Source organism: uncultured Bradyrhizobium sp. (genome assembly GCF_947648125.1).
GTDB lineage: Bacteria > Pseudomonadota > Alphaproteobacteria > Rhizobiales > Xanthobacteraceae > Bradyrhizobium.
Map to the genome: position 1 here is coordinate 85,544 of NZ_CANSMR010000011.1, position 26,507 is coordinate 112,050.

A 26,507-nucleotide genomic window follows, 5' to 3' on the forward strand; every position below is an offset into this window, starting at 1 on the left:
CGGGACCGCAGATGCCGATCAATGCCGAATATCGCGGGCCCGGCGAGCTCCCCGAGGTGATCCCGGTGTTCCCGCTGCCTGGCGCGCTGCTGTTGCCGCGCGGCCAGATGCCGCTCAACATCTTCGAACCGCGTTATCTCGCGATGATCGACGACGCGCTGCGCGACGGTCACCGCCTGATCGGCATGATCCAGCCTGATGTGGCGCACTCGCAGAAGGAGGCCAAGCCGGCGCTATTCCGCATCGGCTGCGTCGGCCGCATCACCCAGCTCGCCGAATCCGGCGACGGCCGCTACATCCTCGAACTGACCGGCGTCGCGCGCTTCAAGGTGGTCGAGGAGCTGGCCGTGCAGACGGCGTACCGGCAGTGCAAGGTCGACTTCTTCTCCTTCACCGGCGACTTCACCGCACGCAAGGGCGAGGACGCCGTCGACCGCAAGGCGCTGCTCGAGGTGCTCGCCGATTTCCTCGAAGCCAACAACCTGAAGGTCGACTGGGAAGGCATCGAGTCCGCGCCGAACGAGGCGCTGGTCAATGCGCTGGCGATGATGTCGCCCTATGGTCCGGCCGAGAAGCAGGCGATGCTCGAGGCGCCCGACCTGAAGACCCGCGCCGAGATCCTGATCGCGGTCACCGAGATGGACCTCGCCAAGAAGCGCACCTCGGGCGACCCGCCAGTGCAATGAGGCCCTTCACCGCAGCTCTCGTCGGCCCAGCCAGATGTGAAGCGGAAACATCACGGAGAGGGCAAATCCCGCTGTGAGGTGGATCCAACTCATCCAGGGCCGCACCTCCTCGGATCCAAGATAATAGAGCCCGAAGGCGGTCACGATCAGGACCGCATTGAACGCCGCCATGATCGATCCCGAAATGCGATTCTTCCGGCTCCGCCACGCGCGCAGCAGATGCACGGGGATGAGGGCGCCCAGCGTCAGCAGCGCCAGCATGGCGACCCCGCCATGAACCATCAATAAGTTGGCCGCGGCCTGCTGCCAGATCTCGTCGGCGGCAACGTTCTTTTGCCAATCCGCGACCAGCCAGCCGGCGCCCGTCAGCAACAGCGCTCCGAACGTCGCGTACATCGAATAGCGAAATGAACGTTTAAGCCGCAAGATGCACCGCCTGGGGCCAGTCGGAAGTGATCTGAACGTCTCCGCCGGTCGAGATCAGCAAGGCGCTTGCCCTGTAATGCTCAAGCAGGTCGCCGGCATCGGTCCCCGAGATCATGACAGTCTTCGTCAGCGCATCGGCGATCATGCATGAGGGCGCGCAGACCGTAGCGCCGATGGCGACGGTTGTCGGATTGCCCGTGGCGGGATCGATGATTGCCGAAGTGCCCGGAGACGCTCCGTCGACCAAATCGAAGCGAAGCGCGGTCGATGCCAGCGCCTGATCAGCCAGCTCGATACGGGCGAGCAAGCGGAGCGGGTCGCGGGGGTCGCGCAGATGGACCGTGTGCTGTCCCTGCCCGAACGCCCGAAGATCGCCGCCGGCATTCACCAGCCCGCCCCGAATATCGAAGCTGCGCAACACTTCGACTGCGCGGTCGACGGCAAAGCCCTTGGCGATCCCTCCGAGATCGATCGTGACGTCCGGAGATCGAAGGCGCACCGCTAGTTCGGGCAGCAGCTCGATCGCATTGTCGAAGCTCTGTTCCGGCCCGATGACGCGATCGCCGTCCGATCCGGGCAGCAGACCCATGGCTTGCAACACCGGCGCAACGGTGACATCGAAGGTACCCCTGGAGCGGCGATGCATCTCGAGCGCCGCCTCCAGGACCTCGAACGTCCAGGCATGAACGTACGTCGGCCGGACGCCGGCTTCCCGGTTGACGCGGCTGACGTCGCTGTCGTGCTCGTGAAAGCTCATCAGTCGATGAACCCGCGCGACGGCATCGAATGCGGCGTCAATGGCGGCATCCGTCTCGGGTCCGGAGGCGGCCGCGACCTCGATCTCGACGAAAGTGCCGAGCAGCGGCCGGGCGCGGCGAATGCTATCGGAGGCGATTGGCATAGGCGGCCAAAATCCTCTTCACGCCCTCCGTGACATGCGTCGACGACAGCGTCGCGCCGGAGATATTCCGGATGTCGCCGTTGATCTTCAACGCACTGCCGCCGGTCTTGCCGACGAATTGCGCCAGCCAGCTCGGACTTCGGATCTCGCCGCCATAGGACTCCCGATATTGCAGGATCTCGACCTTATGCACTGCGCCGCCCGGCGTCAGCGCCACTGCATAGTCGATGAACAGGTGCTTGCCGATCACCCGGTCGAAGACAAGGAAGCCCGCGACCTTGCCTCCGGCTTCGGCCTTCCAGACCCGGCCTGCCTGGACTTCGGTGAAATTCGTCGCCGAGGGAAACGCCTGCTTCTGCGCCTCCTCGATCGACAGGTACTGAACGGCATAGGCGGGCGAAGCAGCCGACACAATCGCCGCTGCAGGCAGTGTATATCGAACCCACGTCATCTCTCACCTGGCTCCAATCGTTTTCATCATGCGCGCGGAGCGTTTGCTCCGGCGTGACCGTGCTGATCTCAGAAGAAGAATCCGACGCCGCCGAGGAACGAATCCGACATCGCGCCGGTGATGCTCTTGTCGATGACGTGCTGATAGGTCGCCTTCAGCGCGATCTTCGGTGACGGGAAGAGCGCGAAGCCGGCGGTATGGTACTGGCGTTGGCCGGCGCCGGTCGGCATGTTGGCATCCGTGCCGGCAAAGCCACCGGTCTGCGAATTCTGGTAGGTGTAGCGATAGAAGGGCACCGCCTCCCACTCGCTGTTCAGGATGGTGCCGAGCGGCACGTGATAGGCGATCTCGCCGGAATAGCCGTACATGGACTTGCCGACGTTGTTGGTGGGATCTGAATCGTTGTTCGCGCGCAGGTTCTCCGGATGGCTGAATTCGGCGCGGACATACTCGCCGCGAAGCTCGAGGCCCGTTTCAGGGACGCGGTAGCGGAACTCGGCGTCGAACATCGCCAGACTGGAGTGACCGAGGAAATTGCCGAGATCATCGTGCGCGCCCCGTGGGGTCGTATTCGGCGAGAAATAGGCGCTTACACTTCCCGCGAAGCCGGGCACGAATGTCGGCGTGACGTCGAGCCGTCCGGAGACGGCGACGGCATTGTTGAGCTGCTGGAAGTCGCCGAGCGGGGGCCTGGAGAACCCGAGCCCATTCAGGCCATCGATACCCGCGGCATAGGGCGTTCCGGGAAGCGGCACGGTCTTGGCCGCGGTGCGATTGTCGAAGGTATCGCCGAAGTCCTCGTTGCTGGTGCTGACCATCACCTGATACTTCAGATCTTCGCTGATGGTGCCGTAGACGCTGCTCGACGGCACCTTCCAGGTCGATGGAATGAGGCCGTTGTACAGTTCGGGCCGGTTCACACTGTAGAACTGCGTCGGCTCGTGATGCTGGTTGATATAGCCGATCGGCACGAGATCGATGCCGGGCGCGCGCCAGTTGAACTGATCGAGGATCTTGAAATCGATCCAGAGCTGCTCGATCTCCGCGGTGCCGTGCAGCTTGTCGTCGTTGTCGAAACCAGACCCTGCGTGCTCGAACTCGATCTCGGCGTTGAAGATGATATTCGGCGTGATTGCATAGGTCGGCAACAAGACGAATCGTGCAGCATCGAAGCCCTTCTGCCACTGGCCGTTGGCGGCAGGGTTTTGCATGCTACCGAACTTGATCTCGCCATAGGCGCCGATGCTGAGACCGGCCACGGGCGAGTCCGCCAGCCCGAGAATGGGCTTGTCACCGACCGCCGGAAGCGGGGGCAGCTGCAACATCGGCTTGGCCGGCGTCTGCGCTGATTGAGCTGCGGGCTTGCCCTTGGCGTCCTTCGAGTCCTTGGTGTCGGTCGCCTCTTTCGGCTCGACCGACGAAGCCGCGGCGTTGGCGCTCCGGATCGAGGCCGCTTGTGGCGCGGGCGTGCGGCTGTCCTTCTGTTTCAACTCGGCCTCGAGCGCCTGGATACGCCGCTCCATCTTGTCGAGCTTTTTCAGCAGCGCCTCGTTCGCGCTATCTTCAGCCCCGAAAGCGCTGCCGCTGCTGATGATCAACAGCGCGGTCGCCGCGAGCAGCGCCGCGCGCCTGGAATTAAAGCCAAGTTCGAATTTCGATGCACCTAACCCCACGCAACGATGCGATGACATGCGCCCCCCTGCTCTGCGGCAACCAAAAGCCCGCGACATAAGGGCGCACCTAACACTACCGAGAATTATTTCGGAAAATTTCCGCCGTCCTGGTGGCAGCTCGGCAGTTAGAATCGCTCAAGTTTAGAATTAGAATAAGAATAAGCTTCAATAGTAGGTCGGGATTATCCGGCACTGACGGCGGATTTATGCATGGGCTTCCGAATCAAAGACGCGACCCGGCCTGACGGCTCAAAGGCGCTTACCGAGGACTGCGGAAAAGCTTGCGTCCAGTGAACATCGCGCGCACCAGGTTCTGACGCTGCAACAATCCCACGACGACGACGCCGAGTACGTGCAGCCCGACCAGGATGATGACCGCATCCGAGGCATAGGCGTGGGTGTCCTCGATCCACCACACGCCGAAGAAGGTGACGGTGACCTCCATAGCACCCGTGATCGCGGACACCGCGAGCGTGAGCAGCAGTGCCACCAGCATCACGGTGCCCGCGGGATTGAGCCCGATATAGCGACCGGTGATGCCGCGGCGGAGATTCCAGATGTAGCGCGGCGCGGCGCGCAACCGGACGCCGAGTTTGCCGAAACGCGCATAGCGCGTGCCGGCAAAGCCCCAGATCAGCCGGAACGCCAATAGCCCGATCACGGAATAGCCCGCCAGCCGGTGCAGCCGGTCATCGACGTTGGGCGTCACCCATGCGACCAGGACGAGGATGGCGAGCGCCCAGTGCCAGAGCCGCAACGGCAGGTCCCAGACCTGCACGGTGGTGGCGCCGCGGGCGCCGGGCGCCGCCTTCGTCATCGCGTCTGCTTCACTTCGCGATCGTGTGCTTCAGGCTGAGATCCTCCGGGCTGTAGAACAGCTCGTAGAGCTTGCCTTCCTTGACGCCGTACACTTCGTAGCAGGAGCCCTCGACCTTCGAGCGGCGCACCTCGTAGCCCGCGGCCTTGGCCTTGGCTTCGGCATCGGTTGCCGGCTTCCACGACGTCTTTTCGAGCTTGGTGCAATTCTTGTAGCCGTCGGCGAACGCCGCCGAACCGAAAAGCCCCAGAACGCACACTGCAAGCGCAGCGCTGAAAATCACTCTCACACGCATCTCCCCTCCGTTGACGATCATGCCCACAACGCCATCGCGCAGAGCACATGCGTGAAGAATGCTGAGGTGATTGCCAAGTCAAGGAAGCGCGCACACGGCATGCTTTAGAGAAATTCTAACGGTCGCAAAAACTGCTTTGCGCTCCACGCACAATTTGGTTTTGACCGCTTGCTGCGGCCTTAAGCCTCATGGGTATCCGAATCTGCTGCGCGCGGCCCTTCGGTCAGGACGCGGCACCGGCCATTGCGAGACGTATTGCGGGGCGTTCGACTGCTGCCGGCATCCGCCCACCGATCATCTGTGCGACCTTCTCGCTCTGGACCGCGGGGCTGAAGTGGAAGCCCTGCACTTCCACGCAGGCGTCGGCGCGCAGGATGTCGAGCTGCTCCCTCGTTTCAACGCCTTCGGCGGTCGTCGTCTTGCCGAGGCTGACGGCGAAGCGAACGATCGCGCGCGCAATCCGGCGCGACTCGTCGGTTGCGCCCGAGAGTTCGGACACGAAGCTGCGGTCGATCTTGACCTTGTCGAACGGAAACTTCTGCAGGAAGCTCAGCGACGAATAGCCGGTGCCGAAATCGTCGAGCGCGATCCGCACCCCGAGATCATGCAGCTGGCTGAGCGCCGCGAACACCGCTTCGCTGTCCTGCATGATCGCCGTTTCGGTGACTTCGAGCTCGAGCCGTCCTGGCGAAACGCCCGAGCTCGCCAGCGCGTGCACGATCACCGGAACCAATTCGGGGCTCCTGAACTGCACCGGCGACAGATTGATCGCGATCTTGAGGTCGTCGGGCCATTTGGCGGCTTCCGCGCACGCGGTGCGCAGCACCCATTCTCCCAGCGGCACGATCAGGCCAGTCTCTTCCGCCAGCGGAATGAACTGCGCCGGCGACACCATGCCACGTTGCGGATGATGCCATCGCAACAGCGCCTCGAAACCGCAGGTCGCCCCGCTCGCGACGTTGATGAACGGCTGATAGTGCAGTTCGAACTCGCCATTGGCGAGCGCGCTGCGCATGTCGCGCTCGAGGCTGCGCCGGGTTTGCAGCTGCCGATCGAGCTCCGGCTCGAAGAAGCGGAACGAGCCGCGCCCGCCGCTCTTGGCCGAGTAGAGCGCAAGATCGGCGCTGCGCAGGACCTCGTCGGAATCGGTGCCGTCGCGCGGCGCGATCGCAATCCCGATGCTGGTCGTGGTGGTCACCCGATGATCGCCGAGATCGATCGGCTCGCTGAGCGCCTTCCTGATCCTCTCGGCGAGCACACCGGCTTCCGTGACCGGATCGGTGACGTAGTCGATCACTGCGAACTCGTCACCGCCGAGCCGTGCGATCAGCGTGGTATCGCTGACGCACCTGCGCAACCGCGCGGCCACTGACTTGAGCAACGCATCGCCAGCCGGATGCCCGAGGGTGTCGTTGACGTCCTTGAAGCGGTCGAGATCGAGCATCAGCACGGCAAGGCTCGGTCCGCCGCACCGCGCGCCGGAGAGCGCCTGCTCCATCCACTCCTTGAGCAGCACGCGGTTCGGCAGATCGGTCAGTGCGTCGTGCTGCGCCATATGGGTGATCTTGGCCTCGGAACGCCGCTGCTCGGTGACGTCGCGATGCGTCGCCACCCAGCCCCCGCCGGGCATCGGCTGCCGCGTCACGCAGATCAGCCGGCCATCGGCAAGCTCGTCGACCCGGCTGCTGATCTCGTCGGCCGGCAGTGCGTTCAGTGTCGCCAGCACCTGGGTCGCGGCGCTGTCGCTGGTCTCGCCCTTGAGAATGCCATTGGCGATCCGATGCGTGATGATCTCGCGATGGGCGGTGCCGGGCAGCAGCAATTCGGGCGGCAGCCGGTACATCTTGGCGTAGCGCTCATTGCACACGACGAGGCGCTTCTCCGCATCGAACATGCAGAGGCCCTCGCCCATGTGATTGATCGCCGTGTCCAGCCGGAGCCTTTGCTCTTCCAGCTCCTTCTGAGACGCCTCGACCTGCTGCCGCGCCAGCGAAAGCTGGCTTATGATCTCCTCGAAACGGCGGGTGCGAAGCGCAAGGCGCCGGTCGGCAAGCACGCCGACCAGGCTCATCCCGAGCACCGAGAGCGCCACGCCCGCGATCACGATTGCGAGGAAGGCGGGAGAGAGCGACAGGGTTTCCGGAGCCAGCAGCGGGTCCGGAACGATCTCGACCGCGCCCATCGCGGTGAAATGATGCGACACGATCGCAAGCGTCAGCAACAGCGCCGCGACGAGCGACATCCAGCGATCCTGATAGCGGACCGCAACCGACAGCGCGGCGTAGCCGAACAGCATGCCGAGCACGATGGAGGCCGCCACGAGGTCGAGCGACCACACCACGTGGCCCGGCACTTCCAACGCCCACATTCCGAGATAATGCATGCTGGCGATGCCGGCTCCGATCACCGCGCCACCGACCGGCGCGCGCCAGGGGCTGGAGTCGCCGGCGGCAAGGCCGAGGCCGCCGGACGTCAGCATCATCGCGACGGCGAGCGACAGCGCCGTGAGAACGATACCGTAGCCGGTCGGCACGCCCGGCTCGTAGGCGAGCATGGCGATGAAATGCGTTGCCCAGATGCCGTAGCCGATCGCGGCACCCGCGATCGCGATCCAGATCAGCCGCGTCCTCGCCTGTGAAGCGATCGCGCGATGGAAGATGTTGACGGCGACAATGCTGGCGACGAAGCAGACCAGTCCGGCAAGCAGAACGAGCCGCCAGTCATGCTCACCTGAAAGGCACGTAAGAACACGAAACATGCGTCGGTCCATGGTTGTCCGCGCGGACAAGCTAGGCCGATTGAATTGGCTTCTCGATAATTTTCTACAACTTTCGGTGGCATGGTTATCCGCGCGTAAGCCGATTCCACATGGAAATTGATGGCTCCATAAATATTGCAGAGATCCCGCGGTCGCACGTCTTCAGCCCTCGAGCGGAACCAGGACAGTTCCGCCGGTTGCGACCCGCGACGCCTCGCGCTGTTCGTTCTCAGCCAGTCATTCCGCGCGCGAAGACGGTGCTTCGGCTGGCGCGATCGTCGTCATGATCGCGCTCGCTAGTAACCGGCGGCGGCAAGCGCCACCACGGCGCTCATCGCCATCCAGCCGAAATGCCGGCCGCGGGTCGCGACCGCATTGGCGAGCGCGGCGCTGCCGAACACGATGGCGAGCGTTGCCACGATCCAGTGCCGCGCGGCATCGGAGGCCATCGCGGGCGCGGCGACCAGCAGCACACCGCCGCCGATCCAAGCGACCGTGCCGGCCTGATAGACCAGACGGAGCAAGAGGCGCAGCCGCGCCGGTTCGACGGTGGCGCGCGCGAATATTTTGGTCTCGCCGAGAACGCCATGGATCAGGCTGACCAGGATGGCGATGATTCCGGCGCCTTGCAGCAGAAGATCACGCATCGCGACGTCTCCATACAGTACTGTATGGATTGGACACCGCCGGCTGGCGCCTGTCAATACACTTGTGTATGGTCGGGACGCGGGACGGGGAACCATGACGGAACAGCTCTCGGTCAAGGACTGGCTCGATCAGGGCCTGAAGACGCTGGCGAAGCACGGCTTCACGGCGCTCAAGGCCGAGCCGCTGGCCAAGGCGATGGGGGTCTCGCGCGGCAGCTTCTACTGGCATTTCGCCGACATCGGCGCCTACCGCACCGCGATTCTCAACCATTGGCGCGAGGTTGCCGCCGAGCAGGTGATCGCCGAGCTCGAGACCATTCCGGAAGGCGGCGACGCGCTGGCGCTGCTGCTGCGCCGGACCTTCTCGGCGCGGATGGCACTGGAACGCGCGGTACGCAGCTGGGCCACCGCCGATGCCGCGGCGCGCGCCGCCGTGCTCGAGGTCGACCAGCGCCGGATCGGCTATATCGAAACCCTGCTCCGGCATGCCGGATTCCCCGACGATGTGGCGCGCGGCCGGGCGCAGATCTTCTATTGGGCGTTCATCGGCTACGCGCTGTCCGAGCAAACGCTGCCGAAGCCGCGCCAGCAGGCCGCAATCGACGAGCTGTTGCGCATGACCAAGCGCTGACAGCTGACACGGGAATGTGCTACACGACGGCCAGCCGGAGACAGCTATGAATTCGACGACCGACCACCTCGAGAGCACCGCCGACCCAAAACTGCTCGAAATCCTGGTGTGCCCGATCACCAAGGGACCGCTGGAATTCGACGCCGCGCGGCAGGAGCTGATCTCGCGCTCCGCAAAGCTCGCCTATCCGATCCGCGACGGCATCCCGATCATGCTGCCGGAAGAGGCGCGCAAGATCGACTAGAGCATGATCCGGAAAAGTATGAAGCGGTTTTCCCGCGACAAACGCAAGCGTTTGCGCTGAGATCATGCTCCAATAAGAGAGCCACATGCGCGCCCTCGTCACATGGCTGTTGCTGCTCGTCTCGCTGGCGAGCGCGGCAGCCGACGAGAGCAGGCTGCGCATCGGCCCGATCGACGCGGTGCTGACCGTGCCGCCGGACATCACAAAACCGCCGGTGGCGCTGCTGATCGCCGGCTCCGGCTCGACCGACCATGACGGCAACGGGCCGCAGCTCAAGCCGGCGACGTTGAAGAAACTCTCCGAGCAGCTGGTCGCACGCGGCATCGCGACGCTGCGCTACGACAAGCGCGGCGCCGGCGAATGGAAGAAGGAGTTTGGTCGTCCGGAGGAGTTTCGCTTCAAGGACTATGTCGGCGACGCCGCGGCACTGATCGAGTATCTGCGCGGCAGCGGCAAGTTCGCTCATGTTGCGGTGGTCGGGCACAGCGAGGGCGGCCTGGTCGCGATCCTCGCCGCACAGCGCGTGCCGATCGACCGGCTGGTGCTGCTGGCAACGGCGGCGCGCAAGCAGGGCACGGTGTTGAAGGCGCAGCTCGAGAAGCAGCTGCCGCCAGACAAATTCGCGCCGATCGGAAAGGCCATCGACGACATCATGGCCGGGCAGATCGTCGATCCGCCGCCGGCGGGGCTGGCGATCGCGCCTGCGATGCAGCCCGCCATCGCATCGGCCTTTACCGAGGATCCGATCGATCCGATGAAGAAGATCACCGGGCCAACGCTGATCGTCGCGGGCGGCCGCGACCATCAGCTCGCGCGGCTCGACTTCCTCGCGCTCACCACCGCCGACATCGCGGCCAAATCATTGTGGCTGCCGGACATGAATCACCTGCTGGTCGACGTCACCGATGCGGCAGACGACATAGCAAGCTACAATGAGCCGGAGCGGCCACTCGATCCCGACCTGATCGACGCCGTGGCTGGCTTCGTTTCACAAAAATAGTGGATGCGGCAAGCCGTAGCCCGGATGAAGCGCAGCGCAATCCGGGACCGATCCATCCGCGGAGAGACTGCTCCCGGATTTCGCTTCGCTGCATCCGGGCTACGGCACCGCGCAAGGCTTACAGCGCCTCACCCTTCAGGAGCCGCGGCACTTCGCCTGACAATCCCGCTGCCTGGCGGATGAACATGCTCTTCAGCGGCGGCGCGCGATCGACGAGGCCCAATCCGATGTCGCGCACGGTGCGCAGCAGCGTCGATTCGTTGGAGAACAGGAAGTTCAGCGAGTTGGTGGCAACGCCCATCGCCATCGTGTCGAAGCGCCGCCAGCGCTGATAGCGCTCGAGGACGTCGGCCTGTCCGAGGTCCATGCCGAGCCGCGCCGCATCGACGACGACCTCGGCAAGTGCGGCGACATCCTTCAGGCCCATGTTGAGCCCCTGCCCCGCGATCGGATGGATCACATGCGCGGCGTCGCCGATCAGCGCCAGCCGTTCGGCGATGAATGAGCGCGCGACGAAATAGCCGAGCGGAAACGCGCGCGGTCTGTCGAGCGCCTTGATCTCGCCGAGATGCAAACCAAAACGCTGCTCGAGCTCGGTGTGGAATTCGTCCTCGCCCAACGCCGTGATGCGCGCGGCGTCCTTGCGCGTCTCGGTCCACACCAGCGACGAGCGATTGCCGGTCAGCGGCAGGATCGCGAACGGGCCCGCGGGCAGGAAATGCTCCTCGGCGCGGCCGTGATGCGCGCGCTCATGCCCGACCGTGACCACGATGCCGGATTGGTCGTAGTCCCAGCCATGGGTCGCGATCCCGGCACGCTCGCGCAGCTTCGACCGTGCGCCATCGGCGGCGACCAGCAGGCTCGCATCGATCTCGGTGCCGTCGACCAGCCGGACGCTGACGCCGTCGGGCCGCGAGTCGAAGCTCGACACCGCGGTGGCGCGCAGCTCGACGCCCTCGGCCTCGGCGCGGATCGCGAGCGCATCGATCAGATAGCGGTTTTCGACCATATGGGCGAACGGCTCGCCGGGCTCGACATTGCCGGCGAAGGTCAGGAACACCGGACGCGTCGCGTCCTCCAGCTTGGAATCGGTCACGACCATGTCCGTGATCGGCTGCGCCGTCGGCGCCACCTGCCCCCAGACGCCGAGGGTCTCGAACAGCCGCCGACAGGCCGCCACGATCGCGGTCGCGCGCGGATCGCGGCTCGGGCGCTGGCTCAGCGCCGGATCGGCCACGATCACCGGAATGTCCGGCCCCAGCCCCTGGCGCAACGCCACGGCCAGCGCCAACCCTGCAAATGCGCCCCCGCAGATGACAATACTTCGCTGTGCCGGCATGCCGTTCCCTTGCGCACCGTGCGCTCTCAGACTGTGCTTGCTACCTGATAATAGCTGGGCGAAACAGGGGGCAGAAACAAGGCCAAATCCAACGGTCGTCATTCCGGGGCACGCGCAGCGTGAGCCCGGAATCCATCAAACCGCATGTTCCGTGGACGAATGGATTCCGGGCTCTCGCTTCGCGAGCCCCGGAATGACGAAAGCGAGCGCATCCCCATGTCCAAGAGCCTGATCGACCTGTTGTCCATCCTCGATCTCGAGCAGCTCGAGGTGAATTTGTTCCGCGGCAACAGCCCGAAGACAAGCTGGCAGCGCGTGTTCGGCGGCCAGGTGATCGGCCAGGCGATGGTCGCGGCCTGCCGCACCGTCGAGGGCCGCCTGCCGCACTCGATCCATTGCTATTTCATCCTGCCGGGCGATCCGCAGATCCCGATCATCTACCAGGTCGAGCGGCTGCGCGACGGCAAGAGCTACACCACCCGCCGCGTCACCGCGATCCAGCACGGCAACGCGATCTTCTCCATCATGGTCTCGTTCCACGCCGAGGAAGAGAGCAACTTCAATCATCAGGAGAAGATGCCCGACGTGCCGCCGCCGGAGAAGCTGACCGCGGAGGAAGTGTCGAAGCAGCCGATGTTCAAGGAGATGCCGGAGTTCATCCGCCGCTACTATGAGAGCGACCGGCCGATCGAGCTCCGCCCGGTCGAGCTCGGCCGCTATTTCGGCCAGCAGATCGAGGACGGCCGCATCCATGTATGGATCCGCACCGCGGCGAAATTGCCCGACGATCCGGCGCTGCATATGTGCGCACTCGCCTATGCGTCGGATTTCTCGCTGCTCGACGCCGTCATGGCGCGCTACGGCCGGACGCTGTTCGACCGGCGCATGATGCCGGCGAGCCTCGATCACGCGATGTGGTTTCACCGCCCGTTCCGCGCCGACGAATGGCTGCTCTACGCGCAGGATTCGCCGAGCGCGCAATCAGGCCGCGGCCTAACCCGCGGCCAGATCTTCAAGCCCGACGGCACGCTGGTGGCGTCCGTCGCGCAGGAAGGTTCGGTGCGCGAACGCAAGGCGTAGCGCGCTCAGGCGTTGGCGTAGTCGCCGCGCTCGGTCAGCGCGAATTGCGAGATGAACCAGTTGGCGTACCAGCGCAGCACCCACGGAATCGGGATCAGGAATCCGCAGCCGATGGTGAACACGATGGTTCGCCACAGCACCTCGAGCCCGGACGCGTTGAAGTTGACCTCGCGGCGCGTGCCCTCGACGTTGCGGCAGATCCAGCGCAGCCATGCGGTCATCACCCAGGCCCAGCCGACGATGGTGATGGCCGAGATCACCATCAGCAAATACCAGCCGATATAGACGAGCGGGCTGCCCGTGAACGAGATCGGCAGCTCCTGGCCGCTCGAGCTGAGGCGGCCGAAGATCCAGCGCACGATCATCCAGCTCAGGAAAGCCTGCAACAGCAACGAGAGCAGCGTGACGATGTTGCTGTTGGCCGCTCCGGCATAGGTCAGCAGGCCGAGCACGATGAAGACGTACCAGATGTCGAGCGGCTGCCCGGTGAAGCCGAGATGCGGCCGGCCCGGCACGCGGATATAGGGAATCGCAAAACGATACAGGCCGGTCGCGGTCCACGGCGCCGGGATGACGAAAATCTGGCCGATGAACATCAGCACGCTGCGTCCGAACAGGCCCCAGATCGGGAAGTCGGCCGACAGCGCGCCGCCACTATAGCTTGCCGATGCGGCGACCGGCGGCGGCCCGCCGGCCTGCGGAAACGCCGGCGGCGCACCGGCGCTCGGAACAAGGCCCGGAATCTCCCCGGCCTTCTGCCAGCCGGCCATGCCCTCGGTCCACACCAGGGTATCGGCGCCCACCATGCCACGGGTGATCAGGTCGCGGAGCTGAGCTTCAGGCAGGGGGCCCTTCTGCTGGCCTTCAGATGCATAAAACCAGTTTCGATTCGACATTTTCTTGTTCCTCGGGGCGCGGGTGCACGCGCTGTGGCGAGAATGAGCCAGCGGGAGCGCTGGCCGGGGCGGGAAAGCCATATTCTGGCCGACGGTTGTCGTCCCGTACAGTGACGGAGTTCACGCGCTGCGCACGTTTTCCCCTTCAACCTGCAACTTTTTTGTGCCATTTGCCCGGAAAGCTGCCAGATTTGGCGGCGGCAAGTTGCCGCTCCAGAGACGGCAAGTTGCGGCTCCGGGGACGGGCGCACACGGAAAACCTCAAGGAAATGAAAGCCTGACCATGAAACTCGTCGTCGCGATCATCAAACCGTTCAAGCTCGATGAGGTACGCCAGGCCCTGACCGCGATCGGCGTTCACGGCATGACGGTGACCGAGGTGAAGGGCTATGGCCGCCAGAAGGGCCACACCGAGATCTATCGCGGCGCCGAATATGTCGTGAATTTCCTGCCCAAGCTCAGGATCGAGATCGCCGTCGACACCGAGCTCGCCGAAAAGGCAGTCAGCGTCATCACCGAGCACGCCCGCACCGGCCAGATCGGCGACGGCAAGATCTTCGTGACGCCGATCGACCACGCCCTGCGCATCCGCACCGGCGAGACCGACAACGACGCGCTCTAAATTCGAGATCACCGCCGGCAACGACGCCGGTGCACGCCGAAATCCACACCAAGAAACGACGACACGCCGGGGAATGATGATGGGGGCACGAGCTCTTCGTGCAGCGATATCAGCTGCGCCGATCACTGCTGCAATCCTGCTCTCGTGGGGCACGGCGGCTTTCGCGCAAGACTCTAGCGCCTCCGGCGTCAACCCCGCCGACACCGCCTGGATGATCGTCGCCACCGCGCTGGTGCTGATGATGACGATCCCGGGGCTCGCACTGTTCTACTCCGGCATGGTGCGCAAGAAGAACGTGCTGGCGACGATGGCGCAGAGCCTCACCGCCGTTGCGATCATTTCGATCCTCTGGGTCGTCTTCGGCTATTCGCTGACCTTCGTCGGCAACGGTCCTTGGCTCGGCTCGCTCGACAGCTGGTTCCTGGCCGGCATCACGATGGACAGCGTCAATCCGGCGGCAAAGACCATCCCGGAGGCGCTGTTCATGCTGTACCAGATGACGTTTGCGATCATCACGGTGGCGTTGGTTGCCGGCTCGGTCGCCGACCGCATGCGGTTCTCCGCCTATGTGCTGTTCTCGATCGGCTGGTTCATCTTCGCCTACGTGCCGCTGGCGCATTGGGTGTGGGGCGGCGGCTTCCTCGCCTCGATGGGCGTGATGGATTTCGCCGGCGGCCTCGTCGTGCATCTGTCCGCCGGAATCAGCGGCCTGGTCGCGGCCAAGGTGATGGGGAACCGGCACGGCTACGGCCATGACAATCTGTCGCCGTTCGATCTGTCGCTCGCCGTGGTCGGCACCGGCCTGCTCTGGGTCGGCTGGTTCGGCTTCAATGGCGGCTCGGCGCTGGCTGCCAATTCGCGCGCGGTGATGGCGATCACCGCTACTCATCTTGCGGCCTGCGCCGGCGCGCTGACCTGGGGCGCGATCGAATGGGCGACGCGCCGCAAGCCGTCAGTGCTCGGCATGATCTCGGGCGCGGTCGCAGGGCTCGGCACCATCACCCCGGCATCGGGTTTCGTCGCGCCGTGGCACGGCATCATCATCGGCATCATTGCCGGCCTGGTCTGTTTCTGGGCCTGTACCTGGCTGAAGCATCGCTTCCAGTATGACGACTCGCTCGACGTGTTCGGCGTACACGGCATCGGCGGCCTGACCGGCACGCTGCTCGCGGGCGTTTTCGCCACCGCGGCGATCGGCGGCACCTCCGGCCTGCTGGAGGGCAATCCGGGGCAACTCCTGATCCAGCTCTACGGCGTCGTGATCACGCTGGTCTGGTGCGGCGGTGTCACCTTCGTGCTGCTCAAGCTGGTCAGCGCCTTCGTCCCGCTGCGCGTCTCGATGCAGCAGGAGCTGGAGGGTCTCGACATCTCGCAGCACGGCGAGGCGTTGCAGTAGGACCACCGTTCGAGCCTTAAATGGTTCAGGCTTGCGCAACACATAAGTGTGTGCTTATGTGTTGGCATGGTCGACACCGATATCTTCAAGGCACTGGCCGATCCGACCCGCCGCAGGGTCTTTGAGAAGCTGGCCGGCGGCAGCCTGAACGCCAGTGCCTTGCGCGACGGGCTTGAGATCAGCCAGCCGGCAATGTCGCAGCATCTGGCAGTGCTGCGCGCGGCAGGGCTGGTGCGCGAGCAGCGGCAGGGCCGCTTCGTCAACTATGAAGTCGACCCGGACGGAATCGCCAGCATCGGGACCTGGCTCGCCCGCTACCGCGCCTATTGGCCGAAGCGCATCGAGGCGCTCTCCGACCTCTTGAAGGACATGGATCAATGAGCGACACGGTTGAGCCTGACGCCGACGCAGCTCTGGTGATCGAATACGACCTCGACGCACCGCCCGAGAAAGTATGGCGCGCCGTCACCATTCCAGCCCTGCGCGAGCGCTGGCTTCCGGATTGCGATCTCGCGGGCGCTGAACCCCTATCATCGGTCGCAGGCGAAGAGGTGCGTTACCGGCTCCGCGATTCCGAGCCGCCGTTCCGCGAGAGTCATGTCACCTTCCGGATCGAACCGAACGAGGCCGGCGGCACCCGGTTTCGCATCATCCAGGAAGCCTGTGGCCAGCGCGCAAACCAGCCGCGAGCGGCCAACTGCAACAGCCGCACCCTGATGCGCGCGGCCTGATCGCAGACTTCATCACCCGTTGAGACTTCGTCACCTGCAGACATGGAGGTCGCCGATGCGCGACATGATGCAACTCGTCCCTATGGTCGTCGAGCAGTCGTCCCGCGGCGAGCGGTCCTTCGACATTTATTCCAGGCTGCTGCGCGAACGCATCATCTTCCTCAACGGCGAGGTCAATGATGCGATGTCCGGACTGGTCTGCGCCCAGCTTCTGTTCCTCGAGGCTGACAACCCGAACAAGCCGATCAACCTCTACATCAACTCCTATGGCGGCGTGATCACTAGCGGGCTTGCAATGTACGACACCATGCAGTTCATCAAGGCACCGGTGCACACGCTGTGCATGGGCACCGCGCGGTCCATGGGATCGTTCCTGCTGATGGCCGGCGAGCCCGGTCACCGCGCCGCGCTTCCGAATGCCAGCCTCCACGTGCATCAGCCGCTCGGCGGCTTCCAGGGCCAGGCCTCCGACATCCAGATCCATGCCGCCGAGATGCAGGCGACCAAGCGGCGCATCATCCGGCTTTACGCGCAGCATTGCCGGCGCACCGAGGCGGACGTGGAACGGACGCTGGACCGCGATCACTTCATGTCCGCGGAGCAGGCGCTCGAATGGGGACTGATCGACAGGGTTTTCGCGGCCCGCGACGCCGCCTAATGGCCCGGCATTACTTTATCTGAATACCGGCACCTGCACCGCGGCTGAGCAGAATTGTGTCCAGACCCTGGCTTGCTCATGAATTAGGCCAATCTGATTAGATTTTAGGCGCGACGGAATAGCGCAGCAGCAGCTTGCTCCCGCAATGCGGGAAAAGGTCCGGATTCATAATCCATTAGCGAACCCGAGCCGTTTGGCACGGCATTTGATTCTAAGGGTCCCGGCTGTGCCCGCGTAGTGGATGTCTTCCGCGTGGTGAACCTCAGTCGAAACTCCCGGTGTTCGTTCGCACCGGGCCCAAGCGGGGATAGGACTCATGAAAATTGTTATGGCGATCATTAAGCCATTCAAGCTGGAAGAGGTCCGTGACGCCCTGACCGCCATTGGCGTTCACGGTCTCACGGTGACGGAAGTCAAGGGCTACGGCCGTCAGAAGGGCCACACGGAAATCTATCGCGGCGCCGAATATGCGGTGAGCTTCCTGCCCAAGATCAAGATCGAGGTCGCAGTCGCCTCCGATCAGGTCGACAAGACCATCGACGCCATCACCTCCGCAGCCAAGACCGGACAGATCGGCGACGGCAAGATCTTCGTCATCAGCCTCGAGCACGCCGTGCGCATCCGCACCGGCGAGGCCGATGCCGCGGCCCTCTGATTTCGCGCTCAACCTTTAAGACCTCAGGAGTGAAATAACATGACGTTCAAGCGTCCCTATGGCGCGGGACTGGCGGCCCTCGCAGTCGGCCTCTTTGCCGCAACCGCCGCCTACGCCGAGCCAACCGTCAACAAGGGCGACAACGCCTGGATGCTGACATCGACGGTGCTGGTGCTGTTGATGACCATCCCCGGCCTCGCGCTGTTCTATGGCGGCCTCGTCCGCTCCAAGAACATGCTCTCGGTGCTGGCGCAGGTGTTCTACACGGTCTGCATCGTCACCGTGCTCTGGGCTCTCTACGGCTACAGCCTCGCCTTCACCGGCGGGTCCGACTTCATCGGCGGCTTCTCCAAGGCCTTCCTGATGGGCGTCACGCCGGACTCCAAGGCCGCGACCTTCTCGGTCGACGCCAACATCTCGGAGCTCGTCTATATGTGCTTCCAGATGACCTTCGCGGCGATCACGCCGGCCCTCATCGTCGGCGCCTTTGCCGAGCGCATGAAGTTCGCGGCGATCGCGCTGTTCATCCCGATCTGGGTGACCGTGATCTACTTCCCGATCGCGCACATGGTCTGGTACTGGCCGGGCCCGGACGCGATCCAGGATGCCGCCAAGGCGCTCGCTGCTGCGGCTGACGGTGCGGCCAAGACCGCGGCGCAGGCCAAGCTCGACGCGATCAACGCCGACGCCGGCTGGATCTTCAAGAAGGGTGCGATCGACTTCGCCGGCGGCACCGTCGTGCACATCAACGCGGGCATCGCCGGCCTCGTCGGCGCGCTCCTGATCGGCAAGCGCACCGGCTACGGCAAGGAGCTGATGGCTCCGCACTCGCTGACCATGACCATGATCGGCGCCTCGCTGCTCTGGGTCGGCTGGTTCGGCTTCAACGCTGGTTCGAACCTCGAAGCCAATGGCGGCGCTGCGCTCGCCATGACCAACTCCTTCGTGGCCACGGCCGCGGCGGCGCTGGCCTGGATGTTCGCGGAATGGATCATCAAGGGCCATCCCTCGTTGCTCGGCGCGCTCTCGGGCGCGGTCGCGGGCCTCGTCGCGGTGACGCCTGCGGCCGGCTACGCCGGTCCGATGGGTGCCATCGTGCTCGGCCTCGTGGTCGGCGTGGTCTGCCTGTTCTTCTGCACGGTCGTGAAGAACGCGCTCGGCTATGACGACTCGCTCGACGTGTTCGGCGTCCACTGCGTCGGCGGCATCATCGGCGCGCTCGGCACCGGCATCCTGGTCAACCCGGCGCTCGGTGGTGCCGGCATCATCGACTACACCGCGATCCCGCCGAAGGTTGCCGATTACGACTTCGTGGCGCAGATGACCTCGCAGGTCTGGGGCGTCTGCACCACGCTGGTGTGGTCGGGCATCGGCTCGGCGATCCTCTACAAGATCGTGGACGTGATCGTCGGCCTGCGTGCCAACGTCGAGACCGAGCGTGAAGGCCTCGACATCACCGAGCACACGGAGCGCGCCTACAACATGTAAAATTAACGGCCCTTGAGGGCCGTTAATTTGGGTTCTCCCGGGGCGCGACCTCCCCAAGCGGTCGTTCCCAGAACTACGGTCCGGGCACATACCCGGCAATGTCCGGACCGTTGAGGGGCTCCAGCGCAAGTTGGAGCCCCTTTCTTTTTTCTGCGGGTTGAGAAAATATTGTCGGAATTGCCTGTCATTGTGGAACGGCAGGCTACAGCGAACAAAAGCGGGAGGACGTCATGAAGGTGCAAGGCAGATGCTATTGCGGCAACGTGCGCTATGAGGCCGAAGGCGAACCGATGATGGCGGCGCAATGCCTATGCCGCGAATGCCAGTACATCACCGGCGGCGGACCGAACATGTTCATGGCGATGCCGACCACCGGCTTCAAATACACCGCCAGCCAACCCAAGCAGTTCACCCGGAAGGATCTCGAGCGCGCGGTGACGCGGGAATTCTGCCCAGAATGCGGCACGCATCTCGTAACCAAGGTGCCCGGCCTGCCCGCCACCATCCTGAAGGTCGGCACGCTCGACGACCCCAGTGTGTTCACCCCGCAGATGACGATCTACACCTGCGACAAGCAGACCTTCCACCATGTGCCCGAGGGCAAGCCGTCGTTCGAGAAGCTGCCGGCGCGGTAGACCCACATCACCTGCGTAGCCCGGATGAAGCGCAGCGCAATCCGGGAACGGTGTCGCCGCGGGAAAGACCGCCCCCGGATTTCGCTTCGCTTCATCCGGGCTACGGGGGAACTGCCGGCGCGCCAAGACGCGCGACAAGCTCACGCCGCGTCGCGCGCGTGCTCGACGCGATCGCGGCCGTGGCGCTTGGCGGCGTAGAGCGCCTGGTCGGCGGTTCGCATCAGGTTGCCGAGATCGAAGCCGGAGTCCTTCAAGGTGAAGCCGATACTGATTGTCACCGGCAGAAGGGTCACGCCGTCGAGGATGGTGCGCGCCGCGCAATCGCGGCGGATTTCCTCGGCGCCGTGCGCCGCCTGCTCGTGGCTCAGGCCGGTCACGACGGCTGCGAATTCCTCGCCGCCGTAGCGGGCGACCAGCGCGCCGTGCCGGATCGCGAACTGGCGCAGCACGTCGGCGATCTCGACCAGCACCTTGTCGCCGATCTCATGACCGTAGCGGTCGTTGATCGATTTGAAATGGTCGATGTCGCACATCAGCACCGCCACCGACGCGCCGTCCGCCTGCGCCTGGTCGAGCGCCGCGGCGGCCTCAGTGTCGAAGCCACGCCGGTTCAACAGGCCGGTCAGCTGGTCGGTCTGCGAGATCTGGGCGAGCTCGCGGCGGGTATGCGCGAGCTCCAGCATCAGCATGCCGGCGCGAAAGGACATCGCGCCGCTGAGCGCGATCGAAATGAAGACGCCGGCGGTGAGCCCGAACAGCTGCATCTGGCCGACTGTGATCGGCGCGGCCAGATCGCCGCCGAACACCAGCATGCCGATGGTGAACGACATCACCGCGGTCATGCCGGCGGCAGTGACCATCACCTTGCCGGTGCGGCGCAGAACATCGCCGCGTGTCTCGATCCTGATGGCCATGTCCGTCTGCAAATCCTCGCAATCCGCGGGATCATTCGGTCGCGCTGTGTTGCCAATTGCTGAAGGAACTCGTGACGCGCGCGCTGGCCTTAATGGCGGGTAAAGCGGATCACTCGAATGCGTGGCAATGACCAGCAAGTGCTGTCAGTCGACCAGGACTTCCTCGTCCGGCAACTCGCTTGGCGCGCCGTCGCGCAAATAGCTTTCAAGGATACCAGCCAGCGACAGCGGCGTGAGGCGCTCGTTCGTCCTGGAGAGATCGGCGATCAGCCACCAGCGGAAGCAATCGAGCACCTTCGCCTCCGCCTCGTCTGCCATCACAGGATCGAATCGATCCGCGTGAACGATCCGGTATTCTTCCTTTTGGGAGATCCGCCGGCCGCCCCAGTTGAAGATATGATGGCGCCACCAGACCGCGGGACCGGGCTCGAAATCAATCAGCCCCAATTCCTCGGCCAATTCCCGCTGCAGCGTTACTTCCGGCGTCTCGTCTCCCTCGATACCGCCGCCGGGTGCGATCCAGAAACAGCCGCCGCCATGCGGCGGGCGAATCCGCATCAGCAGGACTTCGCGTTCACCCGTGATGATGAGCGCCCTGACGGCGCGGCGGTGGATCATGGCTCGGAGCAATTTTGACGCGGTTTTTTGAGGGGACCGCTGATATCACGCGGCGGCCAAACGTGTCGCGCCGCCGATGGTTAATCGCGTCTTAACCTCGCCCTATCTATGGTGATTTGATCGGTTTACGGTCGGCTCCCCCACCCCTCCGACCGCAGTGAAAGTGCTGGCTTTTCAACCATGGCAATGACCGCCTCATCCGGCGTGGCGCAGGGCGCCGCCGATGCCACATCCGCCGGCCAGGCCGAGCGCTCCCCATTTGTGCGAACCACCGAACTGCTGGCCCCGTACCAGCCGGCTAAGCCCTTGATTACACTATCTGTCGGCGAGCCGCAGCATCCCGTGCCTGACTTCGTCGGACCGGTGCTGGCGAAACACACCGCCGAGTTCGGCCGCTACCCGATGGCCAAGGGCATCGAGCCGTTCCGCCGCGCCGTCGCGACCTGGCTATCGAGCCGGTTCCAGTTGCCGCGTCCGGTCGATCCGGAGAGCGAGGTGCTGGTGCTGAACGGCAGCCGCGAGGGGCTGTTCTTCGCGGCGATCACAGCCGCGCGCCACGTTGCCCCACGCAAGGGCCGGCCGGCGATCCTGATGCCGAATCCGTTCTATCCGGCCTATGGCGCCGGCGCCCGCGCGGCCGGCTGCGAGCAAATCCATCTGCCGACCACGCTCGCGAACGGTTTCCTGCCTGACCTTGATGCGATCGACGAGGCGACTTGGGCCCGCACCGTCGCGTTCTTCATCGCCTCGCCTGCCAATCCGCAAGGCTCGGTCGCCTCGCGCGCCTATTTCGCGCGGCTGAAAGAGCTCGCCGACCGGTTCGGCTTCATGATCCTCTCCGACGAATGCTACTCGGAGATCTACACCCGCGAGGCGCCAGGCAGCATGCTGGAATGCGCCGGGCCCGACTACAGAAATGTCGTGGCGTTCCAGTCGCTGTCGAAGCGCTCGAACCTGCCGGGCATGCGGGTCGGCTTCGCCGCCGGCGACCGCAAGTTTCTTGCCGCATTCCTCGAGCTGCGCAATGTCGCCGCGCCGCAGGTGCCGGTGCCGCTGCAGCATGTCGCGGTCGCCGCCTACAGCGACGAGGCGCATGTCGAGGAGAACCGCAGGCTCTATCGCATCAAGTTCGATTTCGCCGACCAGATCCTCGGTAGCCGCTACGGCTACAAGCGTCCCGCTGGCGGCTTCTGCGTCTGGCTCGACGTCTCCGACCGCGGCAGCGACGAGGCGGTGACCGTCAAGCTCTATCGCGACGCCGGCGTTCGCGTGATTCCGGGCAGCTACCTGGCGCGCGCGCAGAACGACGGTTCCAATCCGGGCGCGGGCTATATCCGCCTTGCGCTGGTCTCCGACAGTGAATCAACGGCCGAGGCGATGCATCGCCTGGTCGAAACCCTGGGTTAATCGCGAAGCGCGAAGATTGAGTATGCCAGCGATCGAACGTGTCATCCCCCTGGTCGGCCATCTGCCGCTCTCGTTGCGCGAGGCGCTGGCGCGACGGCTGCGCGAACTCACCGGGCTCGGCCTGATCGCGCTCTCGGGCGCCGTCACCGCGGCGCTGATGACCTGGTCGGTGCAGGATCCGTCGCTGAGCCATGCAACCTCACGCGCGATCCGCAACGTGCTCGGCTATCCCGGCGCGATCGGCGCCGACCTCTTGATGCAGATTCTCGGCCTCGGCGCCATCATGCTGCTGCTGCCGGTCGCGGTGTGGGGCTGGCGGATGCTGACGCATCGTCCGTTCGACCGCGAGGCGTTGCGGCTCGGCTGCTGGATCCTGTGCACGGTGATCGCGGCGGGCTTCGCCAGCTGCTGGCCGCACAATACGTCATGGCCGCTGCCGACCGGGCTCGGCGGCGTGGTCGGCGACGCGCTGCTGCGCACGCCGGCCGTCGTGTTCGGGCCGCCCGGCTTCATCTATCGCGTCGTGCTCGGCCTGATCCTGTTTGTCGCGATGGCAGCTAGCTTCCTGTTCGCCTGCGGTTGGGGCGCCAAGGAACAGGATGAGGAGCTGACGCCGATATCGGATGACGACGAGCCGTTCGTCGAGGACGAGGATAACGACCGTAGCTCGGTCTCGCTGGGCTGGCTGTTCCACGCGCTGATGAGCGCGAAGGCACGACTCGGCTGGCTGTTCACCACGGCCTATAAATCGCTGGTGTCGAGCGGAGCGCAGGGCCGCACCCCCGCGTTCGAGCGTCAGGAGCCCAATATCGGCGGCGGCCGCTCGGCGCCCTCGATCGCGCCCGCGGCCGACGACCATGACGAGGACGAAGACGAGACCGAGGCTTTCGACGACGAGGAAGAAGAGGATGACGAGGAGGAAGCTCCCGTCGCCCGCGCCCCGCGCAAGAAGGCCGAGCCGAAGCCGAAGAAGAGGAACTCCGACAAGTTCGAGCTGCCGTCAGTCTCCGTGCTCAGTGCGCCGAAGGCGAGCGATCGCCAGCCGCTGAGCAAGGCCGAGCTCGAAACCAATTCGCGTGCATTGGAAGGCGTGCTGCAGGACTTCGGCGTGCGCGGCGAGATCGTCAAGGCCAACCCTGGCCCGGTGGTCACGCTGTACGAACTGGAGCCCGCGCCCGGCATCAAGTCGTCGCGGGTGATCGGATTGTCCGACGACATCGCCCGCTCGATGAGCGCGCTGTCAGCGCGTGTCGCCGTGGTCGCCGGCCGCAACGCGATCGGCATCGAGCTGCCGAACGCGCATCGCGAGAAGGTCTATCTGCGCGAGCTGCTTGTCGCCAAGGAAAGCATCGATTCGGTTGCGAAGCTGCCGCTGTGCCTCGGCAAGACGATCGGCGGCGACCCCGTGATCATCGATCTCGCGCGCACGCCGCATATGCTGATCGCCGGCACCACCGGCTCCGGCAAATCGGTCGCGATCAACACCATGATCCTGAGCCTGGTCTACCGGCTGCGCCCGGATCAGTGCCGCCTGATCATGGTCGACCCGAAGATGCTCGAACTCTCCGTCTATGACGGCATCCCGCATCTGCTGACGCCCGTCGTCACCGACCCGAAGAAAGCCGTGGTCGCGCTGAAATGGGCCGTGCGCGAGATGGAAGAGCGCTACAAGCGGATGGCCAAGCTCGGCGTGCGCAACATCGACGGCTACAATGCGCGCCTGGTCGAAGCCAAGGGCAAGGGCGAAGAGCTGACGCGCACCGTGCACACCGGTTTCGACAAGGAGAGCGGCAAGGCGATCTACGAGGAAGAGAAGCTCGACCTCGAGCCGCTGCCCTACATCGTCATCATCGTCGACGAAATGGCCGACCTGATGATGGTCGCCGGCAAGGACATCGAAGGCGCGGTGCAGCGCCTCGCGCAGATGGCACGCGCCGCAGGCCTGCATGTGATCCTCGCCACGCAGCGTCCGTCGGTCGACGTCATCACCGGCACGATCAAGGCCAACTTCCCGACCCGCATCGCCTTCCAGGTGACCTCGAAGATCGACAGCCGCACCATCCTCGGCGAGATGGGCGCCGAGCAGCTGCTCGGCCAGGGCGACATGCTCTACATGGCGGGCGGCGGCCGCATCAGTCGCGTGCACGGCCCGTTCGCATCCGACGAGGAAGTCGAGAAGGTGGTGCGTCACCTGAAGACGCAGGGCCAGCCGGAATATCTCGAAGCCGTCACCGCGGAAGAGCCGACCGACGAGGACGGCGCCGTGTTCGATGCCACCGGCATGGGTGGCGACGGCGGCGGCGATCTGTTCACGCAGGCGGTTGCGATCGTCAAGCGCGACCGCAAGGCGTCGACCTCCTACATCCAGCGCCGGCTGCAGATCGGCTATAACCGCGCGGCCTCGCTGATGGAGCGGATGGAACTTGAGGGCATCGTCGGCCCGGCGAATCACGCCGGAAAGCGCGAAATCCTGGTCGGGGAGGAAGAAGGCCAGTTCTGATCGGGGGCGATCATCACGGAAAAACCATATCTCCCTCGGAAGAGGCGGGATAAAATCCGGCGAAGCGGGACGAGCGTCGAACAGAGACCTGACATATCTGATGGCAAAACATCTCATTGACCGCGGCGCGCGCACTGCGCTGGCTCTTCTCGTCACCGCCGCGATCGCCGGCGGCGCGACTGCGCAGAACGCGCCGGCGACGCCGAAACCCGCAGCCAACGCGGGACCGAAGGCTGCGCCCAAGGCCAAGGACGCCGGCGCGCAGAGCAACGCGGACAAGGGCCCGGCAACCACCGGCGCCACCCAGGCACCGCCGGAGCCGGTGATTCCCGATCCGCGCCGCAACGTGCCGGCCAACATCTTCCAGACCTTCGACGCCAGCCAGAAGGCGCAGGCCGCCAAGGTCTCGGCCTATCTGTCGTCGCTGCAGACGCTGGTCGGGAATTTCGTCCAGGTCGGTCCCGACGGCACCAAGACCAAGGGCGATTTCTACATCCAGAAGCCCGGCAAGCTGCGCTTCGAATATGACAATCCGAGCACCATCGAGGTGATCGCCGACGGCTCGTCGGTTGCGGTGCGCGATCGCAGGCTCGCCACCCAGGACGTCTATCCGCTGTCGCAGACCCCGCTGCGCTATCTGCTGTCGGACCGCATCGACCTGATGAAGGACACCAACGTCGTCAGCGTCACCGCCGACGACGTGTTCGTCAGCATCACGATCGAGGAGAAGCAGGCGCTGGTCGGCACCAGCCGCTTCCTGCTGATGATCGGGGCCAAGGACGGCAAGCTCAAGCAGTGGACCGTCACCGATCCGCAGGGCTACGACACGACGGTTGCGGTCTATAATCTCGACGCGACGCAGAAGCCCGATCCGGGGCTGTTCAAGATCGACTTCACGACCTATCCGGGTTCTTCGCCGGGCTAAGCGAGATGCCGTAGGATGGGTAGAGCGCAGCGAAACCCATCGACTTCGATCCGCGCGGCGAGGTGATGGGTTTCGCTTCGCTCTACCCATCCTACAAGTGCTTGCTTGTGGACA

General features: G+C 64.7%; 28 protein-coding genes. 16 read left to right on the forward strand and 12 right to left on the reverse strand.

What is annotated here, in order from left to right; all coding sequences use genetic code 11:
- The first annotated feature begins 11 nt into the window (after window positions 1–11).
- Window positions 12–686 (forward strand): LON peptidase substrate-binding domain-containing protein, encoded by a 675-nt coding sequence (locus tag Q0030_RS20500; protein WP_298370977.1) that lies wholly within the window; start codon window positions 12–14, stop codon window positions 684–686.
- A gap of 6 nt (window positions 687–692) precedes the next feature.
- Here Q0030_RS20500 and Q0030_RS20505 read toward each other — a convergent pair whose 3' ends face one another.
- The 8 genes from Q0030_RS20505 to Q0030_RS20540 form a co-directional block, all read right to left on the reverse strand.
- Window positions 693–1,112 carry a hypothetical protein gene (locus Q0030_RS20505; protein WP_298370980.1) on the reverse strand — a complete coding sequence of 140 codons (420 nt, stop codon included), beginning with the start codon at window positions 1,110–1,112 and terminating at the stop codon, window positions 693–695.
- Window positions 1,102–2,013, reverse strand: coding sequence for an FAD:protein FMN transferase (locus tag Q0030_RS20510; RefSeq protein ID WP_298370983.1), 912 nt, complete (start codon window positions 2,011–2,013; stop codon window positions 1,102–1,104). Before Q0030_RS20510 ends, Q0030_RS20505 begins: the two co-directional genes overlap by 11 nt.
- A complete protein-coding gene (locus Q0030_RS20515) occupies window positions 1,994–2,464 on the reverse strand; it encodes an FMN-binding protein (protein WP_298370986.1) in 471 nt (156 codons plus the stop codon). Before Q0030_RS20515 ends, Q0030_RS20510 begins: the two co-directional genes overlap by 20 nt.
- Before the next feature lie 68 nt (window positions 2,465–2,532).
- A complete protein-coding gene (locus Q0030_RS20520; RefSeq protein WP_298370989.1) occupies window positions 2,533–4,155 on the reverse strand; it encodes a hypothetical protein in 1,623 nt (540 codons plus the stop codon).
- 241 nt (window positions 4,156–4,396) lie between these two features.
- A complete protein-coding gene (locus Q0030_RS20525; protein WP_298370992.1) occupies window positions 4,397–4,954 on the reverse strand; it encodes a cytochrome b/b6 domain-containing protein in 558 nt (185 codons plus the stop codon).
- Window positions 4,955–4,964: 10 nt separating this feature from the next.
- Window positions 4,965–5,243, reverse strand: coding sequence for a PepSY domain-containing protein (locus Q0030_RS20530; RefSeq protein ID WP_298370995.1), 279 nt, complete (start codon window positions 5,241–5,243; stop codon window positions 4,965–4,967).
- Between the two features lie 229 nt (window positions 5,244–5,472).
- Entirely contained in the window at window positions 5,473–8,007 is a 2,535-nt protein-coding gene (locus tag Q0030_RS20535; RefSeq protein ID WP_298370997.1) for an EAL domain-containing protein, read from the reverse strand.
- Window positions 8,008–8,303: 296 nt separating this feature from the next.
- Window positions 8,304–8,654: a hypothetical protein gene (locus Q0030_RS20540; RefSeq protein ID WP_298371000.1), complete on the reverse strand. Its 351-nt coding sequence runs from the start codon at window positions 8,652–8,654 to the stop codon at window positions 8,304–8,306.
- 94 nt (window positions 8,655–8,748) lie between these two features.
- On the opposite strand from Q0030_RS20540, the gene Q0030_RS20545 reads away from it, so the two are divergent.
- The 3 genes from Q0030_RS20545 to Q0030_RS20555 all read left to right on the forward strand — a co-directional run bounded on the left by Q0030_RS20545 (window position 8,749) and on the right by Q0030_RS20555 (window position 10,529).
- Entirely contained in the window at window positions 8,749–9,285 is a 537-nt protein-coding gene (locus Q0030_RS20545) for a TetR/AcrR family transcriptional regulator (protein WP_298371003.1), read from the forward strand.
- A gap of 46 nt (window positions 9,286–9,331) precedes the next feature.
- Window positions 9,332–9,529 (forward strand): Trm112 family protein, encoded by a 198-nt coding sequence (locus tag Q0030_RS20550; RefSeq protein WP_018269337.1) that lies wholly within the window; start codon window positions 9,332–9,334, stop codon window positions 9,527–9,529.
- Between the two features lie 85 nt (window positions 9,530–9,614).
- On the forward strand, window positions 9,615–10,529 hold the full coding sequence (locus Q0030_RS20555; RefSeq protein ID WP_298371006.1) for an alpha/beta fold hydrolase: 915 nt from the start codon (window positions 9,615–9,617) through the stop codon (window positions 10,527–10,529).
- 118 nt (window positions 10,530–10,647) lie between these two features.
- Here the strand turns inward: Q0030_RS20555 and Q0030_RS20560 are convergent, their stop codons facing one another.
- On the reverse strand, window positions 10,648–11,868 hold the full coding sequence (locus tag Q0030_RS20560) for a ubiquinone biosynthesis hydroxylase (protein WP_298371009.1): 1,221 nt from the start codon (window positions 11,866–11,868) through the stop codon (window positions 10,648–10,650).
- A gap of 216 nt (window positions 11,869–12,084) precedes the next feature.
- Between Q0030_RS20560 and tesB the strand changes: the two genes are divergently transcribed.
- Window positions 12,085–12,948, forward strand: a complete 864-nt coding sequence (gene tesB, locus Q0030_RS20565; protein WP_298371011.1) for an acyl-CoA thioesterase II — start codon at window positions 12,085–12,087, stop codon at window positions 12,946–12,948.
- Between the two features lie 5 nt (window positions 12,949–12,953).
- Here tesB and Q0030_RS20570 read toward each other — a convergent pair whose 3' ends face one another.
- Entirely contained in the window at window positions 12,954–13,844 is an 891-nt protein-coding gene (locus Q0030_RS20570; RefSeq protein ID WP_298371014.1) for a DUF4339 domain-containing protein, read from the reverse strand.
- Between the two features lie 283 nt (window positions 13,845–14,127).
- Between Q0030_RS20570 and Q0030_RS20575 the strand changes: the two genes are divergently transcribed.
- The 8 genes from Q0030_RS20575 (at window position 14,128) to Q0030_RS20610 (ending at window position 20,029) form a co-directional block, all read left to right on the forward strand.
- Window positions 14,128–14,466, forward strand: coding sequence for a P-II family nitrogen regulator (locus tag Q0030_RS20575; RefSeq protein WP_074128375.1), 339 nt, complete (start codon window positions 14,128–14,130; stop codon window positions 14,464–14,466).
- Between the two features lie 79 nt (window positions 14,467–14,545).
- On the forward strand, window positions 14,546–15,862 hold the full coding sequence (locus Q0030_RS20580; RefSeq protein WP_298371019.1) for an ammonium transporter: 1,317 nt from the start codon (window positions 14,546–14,548) through the stop codon (window positions 15,860–15,862).
- Window positions 15,863–15,928: 66 nt separating this feature from the next.
- Window positions 15,929–16,243 (forward strand): metalloregulator ArsR/SmtB family transcription factor, encoded by a 315-nt coding sequence (locus Q0030_RS20585; RefSeq protein WP_092121114.1) that lies wholly within the window; start codon window positions 15,929–15,931, stop codon window positions 16,241–16,243.
- Entirely contained in the window at window positions 16,240–16,593 is a 354-nt protein-coding gene (locus tag Q0030_RS20590) for a hypothetical protein (RefSeq protein ID WP_298371026.1), read from the forward strand. The genes Q0030_RS20585 and Q0030_RS20590 overlap by 4 nt, the downstream gene beginning before the upstream one ends.
- Before the next feature lie 55 nt (window positions 16,594–16,648).
- A complete protein-coding gene (locus Q0030_RS20595; RefSeq protein ID WP_173639875.1) occupies window positions 16,649–17,251 on the forward strand; it encodes an ATP-dependent Clp protease proteolytic subunit in 603 nt (200 codons plus the stop codon).
- Between the two features lie 316 nt (window positions 17,252–17,567).
- Window positions 17,568–17,906 (forward strand): P-II family nitrogen regulator, encoded by a 339-nt coding sequence (locus tag Q0030_RS20600; protein WP_029080945.1) that lies wholly within the window; start codon window positions 17,568–17,570, stop codon window positions 17,904–17,906.
- A gap of 39 nt (window positions 17,907–17,945) precedes the next feature.
- On the forward strand, window positions 17,946–19,394 hold the full coding sequence (locus Q0030_RS20605; RefSeq protein WP_298371037.1) for an ammonium transporter: 1,449 nt from the start codon (window positions 17,946–17,948) through the stop codon (window positions 19,392–19,394).
- A gap of 230 nt (window positions 19,395–19,624) precedes the next feature.
- On the forward strand, window positions 19,625–20,029 hold the full coding sequence (locus Q0030_RS20610) for a GFA family protein (RefSeq protein ID WP_298371040.1): 405 nt from the start codon (window positions 19,625–19,627) through the stop codon (window positions 20,027–20,029).
- A gap of 140 nt (window positions 20,030–20,169) precedes the next feature.
- Here the strand turns inward: Q0030_RS20610 and Q0030_RS20615 are convergent, their stop codons facing one another.
- On the reverse strand, window positions 20,170–20,943 hold the full coding sequence (locus Q0030_RS20615) for a GGDEF domain-containing protein (protein WP_298371043.1): 774 nt from the start codon (window positions 20,941–20,943) through the stop codon (window positions 20,170–20,172).
- Between the two features lie 144 nt (window positions 20,944–21,087).
- Window positions 21,088–21,561 carry an NUDIX domain-containing protein gene (locus Q0030_RS20620; RefSeq protein ID WP_298371046.1) on the reverse strand — a complete coding sequence of 158 codons (474 nt, stop codon included), beginning with the start codon at window positions 21,559–21,561 and terminating at the stop codon, window positions 21,088–21,090.
- A 180-nt stretch (window positions 21,562–21,741) separates the two neighbouring features.
- On the opposite strand from Q0030_RS20620, the gene Q0030_RS20625 reads away from it, so the two are divergent.
- The 3 genes from Q0030_RS20625 (at window position 21,742) to Q0030_RS20635 (ending at window position 26,393) form a co-directional block, all read left to right on the forward strand.
- On the forward strand, window positions 21,742–22,968 hold the full coding sequence (locus Q0030_RS20625; RefSeq protein ID WP_298371051.1) for an aminotransferase class I/II-fold pyridoxal phosphate-dependent enzyme: 1,227 nt from the start codon (window positions 21,742–21,744) through the stop codon (window positions 22,966–22,968).
- Between the two features lie 16 nt (window positions 22,969–22,984).
- Entirely contained in the window at window positions 22,985–25,468 is a 2,484-nt protein-coding gene (locus Q0030_RS20630; RefSeq protein WP_298371053.1) for a DNA translocase FtsK, read from the forward strand.
- A gap of 100 nt (window positions 25,469–25,568) precedes the next feature.
- Window positions 25,569–26,393, forward strand: a complete 825-nt coding sequence (locus Q0030_RS20635) for an outer-membrane lipoprotein carrier protein LolA (RefSeq protein ID WP_298371056.1) — start codon at window positions 25,569–25,571, stop codon at window positions 26,391–26,393.
- Window positions 26,394–26,507: the final 114 nt, after the last annotated feature.